The sequence below is a fragment of the Flavobacterium sp. WC2430 genome, assembly GCF_040822075.1.
Lineage (GTDB): Bacteria > Bacteroidota > Bacteroidia > Flavobacteriales > Flavobacteriaceae > Flavobacterium.
Window position 1 is genome coordinate 631,127 of record NZ_CP162007.1, and the last position, 15,250, is coordinate 646,376.

11 protein-coding genes are annotated in these 15,250 nt (G+C 34.2%); 10 read left to right on the forward strand and 1 reads right to left on the reverse strand.

Features of this window, described 5'->3' with window-relative positions; all coding sequences use genetic code 11:
• Window positions 1-11: 11 nt before the first annotated feature.
• The 10 genes from AB3G36_RS02750 (at window position 12) to fsa (ending at window position 14,066) form a co-directional block, all read left to right on the forward strand.
• Entirely contained in the window at window positions 12-1,538 is a 1,527-nt protein-coding gene (locus tag AB3G36_RS02750) for a RagB/SusD family nutrient uptake outer membrane protein (protein ID WP_367755768.1), read from the forward strand.
• 78 nt (window positions 1,539-1,616) lie between these two features.
• The gene (locus AB3G36_RS02755; protein ID WP_367755770.1) at window positions 1,617-2,789 is read left to right on the forward strand and encodes an endo-1,4-beta-xylanase; all 1,173 of its coding nucleotides are present in this window, start codon (window positions 1,617-1,619) and stop codon (window positions 2,787-2,789) included.
• 59 nt (window positions 2,790-2,848) lie between these two features.
• Window positions 2,849-3,904 carry a glycoside hydrolase family 43 protein gene (locus AB3G36_RS02760; protein ID WP_367755772.1) on the forward strand — a complete coding sequence of 352 codons (1,056 nt, stop codon included), beginning with the start codon at window positions 2,849-2,851 and terminating at the stop codon, window positions 3,902-3,904.
• A gap of 4 nt (window positions 3,905-3,908) precedes the next feature.
• Window positions 3,909-5,660 carry a sugar-binding protein gene (locus AB3G36_RS02765; RefSeq protein WP_367755773.1) on the forward strand — a complete coding sequence of 584 codons (1,752 nt, stop codon included), beginning with the start codon at window positions 3,909-3,911 and terminating at the stop codon, window positions 5,658-5,660.
• Window positions 5,661-5,834: 174 nt separating this feature from the next.
• Window positions 5,835-7,655: a glycoside hydrolase family 2 protein gene (locus AB3G36_RS02770; RefSeq protein WP_367755775.1), complete on the forward strand. Its 1,821-nt coding sequence runs from the start codon at window positions 5,835-5,837 to the stop codon at window positions 7,653-7,655.
• Between the two features lie 11 nt (window positions 7,656-7,666).
• On the forward strand, window positions 7,667-8,707 hold the full coding sequence (locus AB3G36_RS02775) for a family 43 glycosylhydrolase (protein ID WP_367755777.1): 1,041 nt from the start codon (window positions 7,667-7,669) through the stop codon (window positions 8,705-8,707).
• A gap of 34 nt (window positions 8,708-8,741) precedes the next feature.
• A complete protein-coding gene (locus AB3G36_RS02780) occupies window positions 8,742-9,923 on the forward strand; it encodes an aldose epimerase family protein (protein WP_367755779.1) in 1,182 nt (393 codons plus the stop codon).
• 22 nt (window positions 9,924-9,945) lie between these two features.
• On the forward strand, window positions 9,946-10,947 hold the full coding sequence (locus AB3G36_RS02785; RefSeq protein ID WP_367755781.1) for a glycoside hydrolase family 43 protein: 1,002 nt from the start codon (window positions 9,946-9,948) through the stop codon (window positions 10,945-10,947).
• A gap of 399 nt (window positions 10,948-11,346) precedes the next feature.
• Entirely contained in the window at window positions 11,347-13,386 is a 2,040-nt protein-coding gene (locus AB3G36_RS02790; RefSeq protein ID WP_367755783.1) for a transketolase family protein, read from the forward strand.
• A 23-nt stretch (window positions 13,387-13,409) separates the two neighbouring features.
• Window positions 13,410-14,066, forward strand: coding sequence for a fructose-6-phosphate aldolase (gene fsa, locus AB3G36_RS02795; RefSeq protein ID WP_367755785.1), 657 nt, complete (start codon window positions 13,410-13,412; stop codon window positions 14,064-14,066).
• Between the two features lie 204 nt (window positions 14,067-14,270).
• Here fsa and AB3G36_RS02800 read toward each other — a convergent pair whose 3' ends face one another.
• A complete protein-coding gene (locus AB3G36_RS02800) occupies window positions 14,271-14,960 on the reverse strand; it encodes an NUDIX domain-containing protein (RefSeq protein WP_367755787.1) in 690 nt (229 codons plus the stop codon).
• Window positions 14,961-15,250: the final 290 nt, after the last annotated feature.

Genomic DNA, 15,250 nt, shown 5'->3' on the forward strand with positions numbered 1-15,250 from the left:
AAAATAGTATAATGAAAAAAATATTTTTAATAACTGTAGTTTTTCTCAACCTCCTTTCCTTATCATCATGCGATAATGAGCTTGAGCTTAACAACCCAAATACATTAACAACAGGTCAATATTGGGCTACAGAAAGTGATGCACAAGCAGGAATAAATTCTGCATATGCTATGTTTTATAAAGATGGAATGTGGGCGAGATGGATTTATTTCCGTCTTGATTTAACATCTGATGAAGGTTTTAGCCAAAGCCCATGGATTGAATTAGCCGATTGGACCCGATTTAATTATATCAATTATAACTTCTGGGAAGGGAATTCAGTTACTTGGAGAGATACATACAAAGCTATTTTTAGATGCAATCAAGTGCTAGCCAATGTTCCCAAAATTGAATTCAAAAACGAAGTGGATAAAAAGAACATTTTAGCTGAAGCAAAGTTCCTAAGAGCACTAAACTATTACTATGCAGCGATACTTTGGGAAAATATTCCAATCGTTTTAGAGCCTTCAACACCAAATGATCGTCCAGAACAAAAAAATATCACTGAAGTTTGGAAACAAATTGAATCAGATCTAAATGATGCTTACGCCGATTTACCAACAGAATGGTCGTCAAGCCAAACTGGAAGACCTGACAAAGGTGCTGCAAAAGCAATGCTCGCAAAAGTGTATATGCAACAACGCAAATGGCCTGAAGCTAAGACGGCTTTAGAATATTTAATAACTGGATCTGGCGCAAAATATAGTTTAGTAGCTAATTACAGAGATAACTTTACTGATGTAAATGAAAACAACAATGAATCTGTTTTTGAAATTCAGTTTGGAGATCAAAGAAAAGGGGGAACTGGTGAAGATCCTAGTGCGGCCGTTTCTAGTAACCGTGCTCAGTTTTTTGCTCCAAGAAGTATTGGATGGTCTGATGGACAAGCAAGATATTGGTTAGTTGACGCTTTCAAGAAAGAAAAAAATAAAGACGGTGGTTTAGATATTCGATTAAGATATACCTTGTTTTATCCTGATTTATTAGCTGATTTTGGAGATAAAACCTATAATAAAACTTGGCAATGGGGAGCTGATGAGGCATGGTTTAGAAAAGGGAGTAGAGATTACTATAGAGACAATGAAGATTATTACAGTCAAGTAAACTACCGATTAATTCGCTATGCAGATATTTTATTGCGTTATGCCGAAGTGTTGAATGAAACAGGAAATACCGCTGGTGCCTACCAATATGTAGACAAGGTAAGAGCTCGCGTAAACATAGGCACTTTAGCCGCTGCTCATCCTGAAATTGGAAATGACAAAACCAAATTCTTAGAACAATTAAAAATGGAACGAGTTTTAGAATTGGCTGGCGAAAGTGTTCGTTGGGAAGATTTAAAACGTTGGGGAGATTTAGATTCTCAAGCTGCTGTAGATAAAATTGCAGCCCGTGATCCTGATTTTAAAAACTTCGTTGTTGGCAAACATAAAAGATTGCCAATTCCTCAAGTAGAGGTTAACAACAACCCCAATTTAATTCAAAATCCAGAATATTAAGCTATAATTTTTAAGGGAATGATTCCTGAATCACTCCCTTAAAATTAGCAAACATTTGTCCCAATAAAATAAATTATAATGAAAAACACAAAACTATATCTGGCGCTTGTGCTAGTAGGGATGTTATTACTTAGTTGTAACAAAACTAAATCAAGTAAAGAAAAAGAGAATAATACAGTAACAACCACGGTTGAAAAAAGAGAGATCTGGACAAAAGAACAGGCCAATTCCTGGTACGCAAAACAGCCGTGGCTAGTAGGGGCAAATTATTGCCCAAGTACTGCCATAAATCAATTAGAAATGTGGCAAGAAGCTACTTTTGACCCCAAAAGAATTGATCAAGAACTTGGTTGGGCAGAACAAATTGGAATGAACGTAATGCGTGTTTATTTACATGATTTGTTACACAAACAAGATGCCGAAGGGTTATATAAAAGAATGAATAGCTTTTTAGAAATTGCCAACAAACACCATATAAAAATTTTATTTGTGCTTTTTGATTCTTGTTGGGATCCCTTTCCAGAATTAGGAAAACAAAGAGACCCAAAACCATTTGTTCATAATTCAGGATGGGTACAAAGTCCAGGGCAAAAAGCATTATTAGACGAAAAAGAATATCCGCGTTTAGAAAAATACGTTAAGGAAACGGTAGCGCATTTCAAAGATGATGATAGAATATTAGGCTGGGATGTGTGGAATGAGCCTGATAACATGACAGGTCCTTCTTATGAAAAAGTGGAAATTGCTAATAAAGTTGATTTTGTATACCCTCTTTTAGAAAAAGCATTCCAATGGGCTAGAGAAAGTAACCCGTCACAACCATTGACTTCAGGTGTCTGGGCTGGCGATTGGACAGAGGTGAATCTAAAACCAATTTTTAAATTACAGTTAGAACAATCGGATGTAATCTCATTTCATTGCTATGATAAACCTGTCGATTTTGTAAAACGCATTAATGAATTAAAACGTTATGGAAAACCAATGTTGTGTACAGAATATATGGCTCGCCCTAATGGAAGTACATTCGAAGGTTTTTTACCAATTGCAAAAGAGAACAAAATTGCAATGATCAACTGGGGTTTAGTTGACGGAAAAACACAAACAAAATTCCCTTGGGATAGTTGGACAAAAAAATACACTGCAGCTCCTCCAGTATGGTTCCACGAGGTTTTTAATACAGATGGCTCTCCTTATATTGTTAAGGAAACTGAACTAATAAAGAAATTAACCTCTGAGGCTGTTTCTAAATAAAATAAGCTGAAAACTAACCCTATTTTAATGAATTAAAATAGGGTTATAATACCAATCACATGAAAAAAAGGATATTAAATACACTTTTTCTAATAGCCGTTTTGTTTTTAGAAACGGCATTATTTGCGCAGCAACCTAATCCACCAGGACAATTAGAAAATGGTTCAAAACCAAAGAACGAAGCCTACTTATTTGCTCATATGACCCATACAGATTACGGGAGGTTATACTATTCAGTAAGTCTTGATGGCTTGCATTGGACTAATTTGAATGATGGAAAAAGAGTGTTTCCAGAATATCAAGGTCATCCTGATATTTGTAAAGGGCCAGATGGAAAGTATTATATAGCAGGAAATACCAGCGATGAATCACCAGAAATTAATATATGGGTTTCTGATGATTTAATAACTTGGAAAAAACATGCTGTTTATACACCTGACCTAAAAAGCACTCCTGATTATGCAAATGCATTACAAAGAATAGGTGCTCCAAAATTGTATTATGACAAAGACTCAGCAAAATTTATGCTAACATGGCACACACCACACAAACTAGGCTCAAAAGAAGATCCAGAAGCTTATTGGGCAAGTCAAAGAACACTTTATGTGTTATCTAAGGATTTAAAAACTTTTGAAGGCACACCCAATCGATTGTTTGATTGGGATATGGGAACAATTGATGTATTTATTAGAAAAGTGGGAGATTCCTATTATGCTGTTTTAAAAGATGAAACTTACCCCTCTTTATATTGGACCACGGGAAAAACCATCCGAATTGCTAAATCAAAATCGCTTTTAGGCCCTTACTCCTTACCACAAGAATCGATTAGTCCTAATTTTAGAGAAGCACCGATGTTGATTGCATCTCCTGATGATAAAATTTGGTACCTGTATTACGAACAATACCCAGGAGTTTCTTATGGATTATCTATTTCAGATAATTTAAATGGCCCTTGGTTTCAGGCCTCAGGATATACTTTTTACAGTGATTGGGATAAATATAGTTTACCCAAAAAAGCAAGACATGGCTGTATGATTTCCATTTCCACCAAAGAGTATAACAATTTGGTGCAAAAATTTGGTTTAAGTAAAACGGAATCAAATTCAAAAAAGTAAAAAAATGAATAAAATAAATCATTTATTTCTACTCTTTATTTTCATACCATTACTTTCTTGTAGTGATTCTTCAAATGTGGTTGATGAAAAACCGATAGTAGAAAACATTCCATCTAAACCCGCTGTTGAAGGCATCCGAATTGCTTGGGATTATAACACTTTAATTCAGGTTTCGGATAAAAATAGTCCGGATTACAATGGGTACGCGAGATTAATACAATTAAACGATAAAAAACTAATTTGTACTTACGAATCTGGAGGAGCCATATTAGTAAAGACAAGTAATGATTTTGGAAATACTTGGAGTGCATCTATTAAAGTAGCATCTGGAAATACTGCGGTGAATATGACCACGCCTGATATTTTACAGTTAGAAGATAATTCTATTTTGATTTGCTATAATCCAAGACCAATTAGTAATGGAAATAGCAACGAAAAATTTTCTATCAACACTATTAAAAGTTATGACGGAGGTTTGACTTGGAAAGAAAATCAAATTGTTTATGAAGCCAGTTCCTATTTTGAAAACGGCTGTTGGGAACCTTCTGCACTACAAATTCCGAGTGGAGAAATTCAATTGTTTTTTTCCAATGAAAACGTGTACCGCACTTCTACTGAACAAAACATTTCTCTTATTCGCTCTTCAAATAATGGTTTAACATGGTCAACAACACCTGAAATTGTGAGTTTCAGAGCTGGGAAAAGAGACGGAATGCCTTCTCCTATTCTATTAAAAAATCAAACAGAAATTGTTTTTTCTATTGAAGATAATGGTGTTGAGAATCAATTCAAGCCCTATATTATTCGAAATTCAATTACAGAAAACTGGAAACAAACCATTGATGCAAACAGCAATAATCGAAATTATGCTTTGGAAGAGGTATTGAGTAACTCTGTTTATGCGGGTGCTCCTTACCTATCGCAACTGAGTACAGGAGAAGTGCTACTGTCCTATCAAGGAACAGAAAACAGAACTTCAAACGACATTAATAATGCCGATATGAAAGTGGTAATTGGGAATAATGAAGCCAAAAATTTCAATAGAAAATCTACTCCTTTTCTACTTTCAAATGGAAAATCAGCATTGTGGAATAGTATTTCTGTTTTGGAAGATGATACCGTAATTGCTTTAACAACCACAAACCAATTTTCCAACTCATCACAAATTTGGATGATAAAAGGGCATGTTTTACGCGATATTAATGCTGTCAGGGAAACTGCTACAATTGACGGACTGAGCAATGAAGCAGTTTGGCAGAAAGAAAGCCCTGTTTTTATTGGCCAAAAAAGTGCCACACAATTAGAAGCTAATTTTACGTATGATACCGAGTTTTTATATGTTTTTGCACAAATAAAAGACAGCCAAATTATAAGCACGGATGCAATAACTGGAAGTGATGGTTTGGATTTGTATTTAGATCCTAAAAATAAAAAATTAATCGTTCCTGGAAGTTCCATCTTTAAACTCGAATTAGGACAATCCAATCAATTTTCACTTTATGAAGGCGAAAATAGCAAATGGAAAAAATTAGATGGTTCTCAAGGAATTCTAACGACTACAGTTAAAACCACAAATGGCTATCGAATAGAAACCAAAATTCCTTGGACAACACTAGGTGGAATCCCATCAAAAGACATGAGAGTACGCTACAACATAGCCCTTAGAGAGAAAGGAACAAATGATTATACAGAAGATATTGCAACCAATATAAATAACAAACCCTATTCTTGGTCGACTTTAAAGTTGGTTAATTAATAGGAACCATATATAAAAAACTAGTGAATTTTTAGTGGTTAAGAAATTCACAAAGTTGGTTAGTTAGTTTTTTTTTAAAATTACCGGACTATTTAAAATAGTCTGGTAATTTATTTAATGACAAAAAAATAACACGTCAATTTAAATGATGTGTGCTTACAAATAAATAATATAATGATGAAAAAAAATGTACAGGTAATCCTATTTTTATTTTTAGGGTTATCACTATCCGCACAATGGAAACCTGCTGGAGAAAAAATTAAAACAGTATGGGCAAGTAAAGTAGAACCTAATCATGTACTTCCTGAATATCCTCGCCCAATTATGGAACGAAAGGAATGGAAAAACCTAAACGGATTATGGAATTATGCAATTCAAGAAGTTGGAAAAGCAGCTCCTGAGAAATATGACGGTCAAATTCTTGTTCCTTTTGCAGTCGAATCCAGTTTGTCTGGTGTGATGAAAGATGTTGGCGCTAAAAATGAGCTTTGGTATAACACTAGCTTCACTATAGAATCCAATTGGAAAGGCCAGAATATTTTACTGCATTTTGGTTCAGTTGACTGGAGAACTGAAGTTTGGTTGAATGGCGTAAAAATAGGTTCCCATACTGGTGGATATACTCCGTTTTCTTTTGATATAACACCTTTCATAACTGGAAAAACGCAGCAATTAACGGTAAAAGTTTGGGACCCCTCTAATGAAGGACCACAACCAAGAGGAAAACAAGTTAGGAGCCCAGAAGGAATCTGGTACACACCGGTTACGGGAATTTGGCAAACCGTTTGGATAGAGCCTGTAAATAAAAAGAATATTACAACGATTAGAACCACGCCAAATATTGATCAGAATGTGATTAATATGAAACCCGAAGTCGCAGGAGCAAATTATGGAGATGTAATAGAAGTAACGGTTTACGACAGTTCAAAAACAATTGCAACAGCTAAAGCTTCGGCTGGAGAAAATCTAGAAATTATTTTAAACAATGCCAAATTATGGTCACCAGAATCTCCTTTTTTATATAAAACCAAGGTAAAATTGATTAGCAAAGGGAAAGTGGTTGATGAAGTAAAAAGCTATTTTGCCATGCGAAAAATAGGTTCGAAAAGAGATTCAAATGGTGTTCTTAGAATGCAATTGAATAATAAAGACTATTTCCAATACGGCCCATTAGATCAAGGTTGGTGGCCTGACGGACTATATACCGCTCCTACTGATGAGGCTTTAAAATATGACATTGTTAAGACAAAAGAATTGGGTTTTAATATGATTCGGAAACATGTTAAAGTAGAGCCAGATCGCTGGTATACGCATTGTGATGAAATAGGAATTTTAGTATGGCAAGATATGCCAAGTGGTGATGAGCAACCTATATGGCAAAACAAAAAATATTTTGAAGGTAATGAATTACAAAGAACACCTAAATCTGAAGAAATTTATAAAAAAGAGTGGAAAGAAATTATGGATCATTTGTATTCCTATCCAAGTATTGTCGTTTGGGTTCCTTTTAATGAAGCTTGGGGACAATTCAAAACCGTTGAAATTACAGACTGGACCAAGAATCACGATCCAAGTAGATTAGTCAATTCATCTAGTGGAGGAAATCATTTTCAAACAGGCGATATCTTAGATTTACACAATTATCCTGGTCCCGAATTGTATCTTTATGATGCTAGAAGAGTAACTGTATTAGGGGAATATGGGGGAATTGGATTACCTGTCGAAGGTCATTTATGGAGAGCAAATGACAATTGGGGGTATGTAAAATTCAAGAATAATGCTGAAGTAACCAATGAATATATTAAGTATGCAACCGAATTAAAGAAATTAGTTAAAACAGGATTTTCTGCTGCAGTATATACCCAAACTACTGATGTTGAAGGTGAAGTGAATGGGTTTATGACCTATGATAGAAAAGTAGATAAAATGGATTTTGAAAAAGTAAACACAATCAATAAAGAAGTTATTGATGCTCTAAATAACAAATCTAACTAACAGTCGTCACTATGAAAAGATATTTAATGTTGATGTTAATCGTAATTATTTCTGGTTGCAATTCCGAAACCTATTCGCAAAAAGAAACCTTTACTAATCCTATTTTACCTTCTGGCGCAGACCCATATAGTACGTATTACAATGGATATTATTATTATACACATACGTTGCAAAACAGGTTGGTTTTATGGAAAACTAAAAATCTAGCCGATTTGAAAAATGCAGAGAGCAAAACCATTTGGATAGCACCAAAAAATACTGCCTATTCTGGGGACATCTGGGCACCCGAATTTCATATTATAAATGGAAAGTGGTATGTGTATTTTGCCGCAGATAATGGAGACAATAATACCCATCGAATGTATGTATTAGAAAACAAATCAGACGATCCATTTAAAGGGGAATGGGAATTTAAAGGAAAAATAGCTGCAAAAACAGATAAATGGGCCATTGACGGAAATGTATTTTCCTATAAAAATAGCCTATATATGATTTGGGCAGGATGGGAAGGAGATACTAATGGACAACAGAATATCTATATCGCAAAAATGAAAAATCCTTGTGAAATAGAGGGAGATCGAGTTCTAATTTCATCACCAACTCTGGAATGGGAAAAGCACGGAGACTTAAATGATCCGTCTAATCCACCACAAGTGAATGTCAATGAAGGACCACAGTTTTTATCAAATGGAGGCCAAGTTTTTATAGTGTATTCAGCAAGCGGTTGTTGGACTGATTTTTATGCTTTAGGCTTATTGCATTATAAAGGAATTGGCGATTTACTGGATGCTTCTTCTTGGATAAAATCAGAGCAACCCTTATTTCAACAATCGGTAAAAAACCAAGTTTTTGCACCAGGACATAATTCGTTTTTCAAATCCCCAAACGGAAAAGAAGATTGGATTTTATATCATGCCAACTCTAATCCTGGGGAAGGTTGTGGAAATAAAAGAGCTCCAAGAATGCAAAAAATAAACTGGGACTCAAACGGATTTCCTGTGTTTGGAGAACCCCTTAGTGCTGGAACGATACTAAATATTCCTGCCGAATAGTTTTTTTTTAAAAACGATATAAAAATTTAAAAAAATGAAAAAAATTCAGATTTACACCGCTATAATTCTTACTGTAATTCAAGTTTCATGCAAAGAAAATAAAAATAATAATTCAACTCAAAAAGATATGAATCAAGAATCGACTACTCAATTGGCTAAAAATTCTTTAGAAAATAAAAATTTTGAAACAGTAATAGACAATAAAAAGACGAGCTTATATTGGATCGAAAATAACGGTTTAAAAGCGGCTTTCACCAATTACGGAGGAAGATTAGTAGGATTATGGTTAATAGATAAAAATGGAAAAGAAACTGATGTTGTAGTTGGAATGAATAGTGTCATTGGGTTTCAAAAATCGACAGAACCCTACTTTGGAGCTACAATAGGTAGAGTTGGAAACCGAATTGCAAAAGGGAAGTTTACCCTTGAAGGTAAAGAATACAATGTTCCTTTAAATAACGGAGAAAATGCATTGCATGGTGGTAAAAAAGGCTTTCAAGATGTAGTGTGGAGTGCGGATAAAACGGATGAGCATACTTTAATTTTGACCTACATTGCTGCTGATATGGAACAAGGATTTCCTGGAAATCTACACGTAAAAGTAACCTACAGTATTACTGCAGATAAAACTTTAAAAATGGAATATGAAGCCACCACTGATAAAACTACCATTGTTAATTTAACCAATCATGCTTTTTTTAATTTAAATGGAGAAGGTAGTGGAACTATTTTGAACCATGAATTACAATTATTTGCACAACAATATACACCAGTAGATTCTGGTTTAATTCCAACTGGTAAATTAGAAAATGTTGCTGACACCCCTTTTGATTTTCTTGAAAAACACACTATTGGAGAGCGCATTGAGACTAAAAACGAACAGCTAGAGTTTGGAAAAGGCTACGATCATAATTATGTCCTAACTGGAGATATTAAAGATGGAATGCAACATGCGGCTACAATTACTGGAGACCTTTCGGGGATTTCTATGGATATATATACAACCGAACCTGGAATTCAGTTTTACAGTGGCAATTTTATGCAAGGTAAAAACACATTTAAATCAGGTGCAAAAGATAATTTTAGAACCGCATTCGCTTTAGAAACACAACATTTTCCAGATGCACCAAACCAACCAAATTTCCCATCGATAACCTTAAAACTGGGTGAAAAATATCACACAATCTCGTATTACCACTTTTCAATTCGTAAATAAAATGATCTCTAATTAAACTCAAATGAAAAAAATTTATATAATTCTATTTTTAGGACTAAGTTTAAGTTCTTGTTCTCAACCAAAAGGAGAAGATAAAATAACCCCTGCCCCCCCAGTAGCATTAAAAGATATTTTTCTAGCAGATCCTACCATTTTTTATAACGATGGAACCTATTACTTATACGGAACAACTACTGGAAACACAACTGTTATTGGAGAAGGCTTTCAGGTGTATACCTCAACTGATCAAAAAAATTGGAAAGGACCCTTAGGTGCTCAAGGTGGTCTTGCACTCAAAAAAGGAGATGCATATGGGACAACCGGATTTTGGGCTCCACAAATAATAAAGTATAATAATCTATTTTATATGATTTATACTGCCAATGAAAATATTGCCGTTGCAACAAGTAATAACCCGATTGGACCATTTAAAAATGCAACAAAAGAACCTCTAGTAGCTCTAGTAAAGCAAATAGACCCCTTTGTATTTATAGATGATGATGGCAAAAAATATTTATATCATGTTAGACTTACAAATGGGAACCGAATTTTTGTAGCCGAAATAAATGATGACCTTTTAAGTATAAAACCAGAAACACTAACAGAATGTATCTCTGCACAACTACTATGGGAAAACACCCAAAATGTAAACTGGCCAGTTGCCGAAGGGCCTACAGTGATAAAAAAAGAGGGCTTGTATTATTTAATTTATTCAGCAAATGATTTTAGAAATCCTGACTATGCCGTAGGATACGCTACCAGTAAAAGTCCCTTAGGACCTTGGGAAAAGGCAGCAACGAGTCCTATTATTTCTCGAAATTTAATTGGAGAAAATGGAACCGGTCATGGTGATTTATTTTTGGACAAAGAGAACCAGTTGCAATATGTTTTCCATACGCATTTCAATGGTGCTCAGGAAGCACCCAGAAAAGCAGCAATTATTGAAATGAATTTTACTAAAAAAGAAAATGCATTTCAATTAGAAGCAAAAAAAGAGACTTTCCGATTCTTGAAGACTAATTAAATAATACCTCAACACAAAGGGGATTTAACCTTTCTATCGTTTTTCAATAACACAGTCTTACTTTGGCAATACTATCAAAAAAAATAGTATTGCCATTTTTTATTGGCTAAAAAAATAAGATTCTTATTTAAAAAATTTATAAAAATAATTTATTTGTTATTGTAGAATAAATTTATCTACATTTGCAAATGTGCTTTTTACACTTATTATTTTTTTAACAAGATTCAACACACAATTCCTCGAGTTTGGTTGATTTTGTTTTTAACTAATTGGCAAAAAAAACACTTAATCTACTTTAATTCAATCGCTAAAAACAACAACAAATTTTATTTTTATTATAAAATTGAATTGACAGTTTGGATTTTTAATTAATTACAATAAAAAAATAGAACTATAATTATGAACCAAAAAATTGACCAATTAGCTGCAGACAACATAAGAGCGCTTTCCATTTCAATGGTAGAAAAAGCCAATTCAGGACATCCTGGAGGCGCTATGGGTGGTGCCGATTTTATGCATATTTTATATACGGAATACCTCAACTTTGACCCAACCGAAATGGATTGGCCATACAGAGACCGTTTCTTTATGGATGCTGGACATTTATCAGCATTAATGTATTCTCAATATTATTTATTAGGAAATTACAAAAAAGAAGACCTTCAACAATTTAGACAATGGGGCTCCGTAACGCCAGGACATCCCGAAGTGGATGTTTTGAGAGGTATTGAAAATACCTCGGGACCATTAGGACAAGGTCATGCAATGGGTGTGGGAGCTGCTATTGCCGCCAAGTTTCTTGATGCAAGATTCAAAGGGCTTTTTGAGCATAAAATATACGGTTTCATCACTGATGGTGGTGTTCAAGAGGAAATTTCTCAAGGGGCAGGTAGAATTGCTGGACACTTAGGATTGAATAATTTCATCATGTTTTATGATTCTAATGATGTGCAACTTTCGTCAATGACAGATGAAGTAACATCCGAAAATACCGCCATGAAATATGAGGCTTGGGGTTGGAACGTAATCACAATTGATGGTCATGATCATACTCAAATAAGAAAAGCACTTAGTGAAGCACACGAAGAAGTTGAAAAACCTACTTTGATCATTGGGAAGACAATTATGGGAAAAGGTTGTGTTACAGCAACTGGGGCGATGTATGAAGGAGAATGTGAATTGCATGGAAAACCTATTGGTGATACAAAAGCAGACTACGTAAAAACACTACTAAATCTAAAAGCAAATCCCGAAGATCCATTTGCTATTTATGAAGAAGTCGCAAAACATTACACTAACATCCTTGAATTAAAAACAGCAACATCTGCTAATAAAAAACTCCAAATCGCTTCTTGGAAAAAAGAAAACCCAGTACTTTCCTTAAAACTAGAATCGTTTTTATCTGGTGCAATCCCTGATTTAGATTTAAGCAGTGTTGTTCAAAAACCAAATGTAGCAACAAGAGAAGCTTCCTCTGCAGTACTTGCCTATTTAGCAGAAAACGTAGAAAATATGATTGTTTCATCGGCAGATTTATCGAACAGTGATAAAACCGATGGGTTTCTAAAAAAATCATCGGTCATACAAAAAAATAATTTTAATGGTGCCTTTTTACAAGCTGGAGTGGCTGAATTAACAATGACTTCCATCGCAAACGGAATTGCTCTTCATGGTGGTGTAATCCCTGTAGTAGCAACATTTTTTGTATTCTCCGATTATATGAAACCAGCTATTAGATTAGCAGCTATTCAAGAATTACCTGTAAAATATGTTTGGACACATGACTCGTTTCGCGTTGGTGAAGATGGACCTACGCACCAACCTATCGAACAAGAAGCACAAATTCGCTTGATGGAAAAAATTAAAAACCATTCAGGGAATCAAAGTTTATTGGCCTTACGCCCTGCCGATGCGATAGAAACATCAGTAGCTTGGGATATGGCATTAAAAAACACTAAAACTCCAACTGGTTTAATTCTTTCGAGACAAAACATTCAAGATATTCCTGCACAAGGAACTTCAAGATACGAAGAGGCTACAGATGCTTCAAAAGGCGGATATTTAGTAAAGTCAACTCAAAATCCAGATATCACATTAATCGCAAATGGTTCGGAAGTGGCAACCCTTTTAGCTGCTGCAGTTCTATTGGAAAAAGAAAAAAATCTAAAAATAAATGTAGCCTCCATCATTTCTGAAGGATTATTCAAAGAGCAATCTAAATCGTACCAAGAAAGTATAATTCCAAAAGGAAAATTAGTTTTTGGCCTTACTGCTGGACTACCCGTAAATCTTGAAGGTTTGATAGGAGATAGCGGAAAAGTAATTGGGCTAGACCATTTTGGATATTCGGCACCAGCAACAGTTTTAGATGAAAAATTTGGATTTACAAGTGCACATGCTTGCGAAGAAATCCTAAAATATATAGAAGAAAGTAAATAAACAAAAAACTAAATAATAAAGACATGAAATTTTTTATAGATACAGCAAATTTAAAAGACATTAAAGAGGCAAATGATTTAGGAATCCTAGATGGCGTAACTACTAATCCATCATTAATGGCAAAAGAAGGAATTACTGGTGCAGCTAATATCATTGCTCATTATGTAAAAATATGCGAATTAGTTGATGGCGATGTTAGTGCCGAAGTAATTTCAACTGACTTTGAAGGAATGGTTACCGAAGGAGAAAAATTAGCTGCCTTGCATCCACAAATTGTGGTAAAAATCCCAATGATAAAAGACGGGATCAAAGCAATAAAGTACTTTTCGAATAAAGGAATAAAAACCAATTGCACTTTGGTGTTTTCGGCAGGTCAAGCTTTATTGGCAGCCAAAGCAGGTGCTACTTATGTTTCTCCTTTTATAGGAAGATTAGACGATATATCTACTGATGGATTATCCCTAATTGAAGATATCAAATTAATTTATGACAATTACGGTTATGAAACCCAAATTCTAGCAGCTTCTGTGCGTCACGTCATGCATATTTTAAATTGTGCTAAAATTGGTGCCGATGTAATAACTGGACCATTAAGTGCTATTGAAGGCTTACTAAAACACCCACTAACAGATAGTGGTTTGGCTACATTTTTAGCCGATTATCAAAAAGGAAATAGTTAAAACAAAAAAACAGAGCTAACTTATTTTAGCCATTTTATTTCACTAAATAGTTCTTAATTGATACCGAATAATCAAATCTCTTGAAATTGTAGTACGTCAAAGGCGATGCGATAAATTCTATATCTCACGATTTAACTATCCAAAAAAAAGGAAGCCTCAATAAAGAGACTTCCTTTTTTATTTTAAGTAACGAACTACTAATAATTAAAGATTCAGTACAAAATCATTCAATAATTTCGCATCGTATTTTTCTTTGTCAAAAGTATACAGATACGACCCTTTTCTAGAAGACATCATATCTTTCTCCTCTAATTTTATCAAAATATCCAATGAATTTATTTTACTGATAAAATTTCTTTTATCCAGCTCTTTGCTTAAAATTGCTTCATACAATTCTAACAATTGACGCATCGTGAATTTTTCAGGCAAAAGTTCAAATCCTATTGGTTTAATTGAAGTTCTGTAACGCAATCTTCTTATTGCATGTCGTAGCATCGAATCATGGTCAAAAATTAATTTTGGAGCATTCGAAACACTAAACCATTGTGCATGATAATTTTGAATCAACTCTGCATTATGATTTTCAATATTAATTAAAGCATAATAAGCTACCGAAATAGTTCTCTCGACAGGGTCACGATCAATATCACTATAAGCATGCAACTGCTCCATATAAATATCTTGAAGTCCCGTATAACTATTAAGGATTCTTAGCGCAGCAGCATCTAATACCTCTTCTTTTTTAAGAAAACCTCCTATTAAAGACCACTTCCCCTTTTCTGGTTCAAAATCCCTCTTTATCAAAAGTATTTTTAACCCTTCATCATCAAAACCAAAAATGATACAATCAACTGCTAATAAAACTTTGTCAGCAGAACTATAACTATTAAGCATACTCCTTTTTTAGGGTAAATATATAAACTTCCTTATCCGTTTCATAATTTATTAATGTGGTTTTTACACTTAGTAAATTATAAAGGATAAATCAGAGCGAAATTATGTTCGGAAATTGAGCTAGTAGTTGTTTTAATTTTGGATATCGTTCTTATCATTAATAAAAGACGTCCACTATCTTTTTTTTAAAGTTAATTCAATTAATGGAGCACTTTATTAGCGTTTTACCATTCCAAAACACCTGCGATTTATTAAAAAAGGATGCTGTAATAAGCTTTTAATACACAATA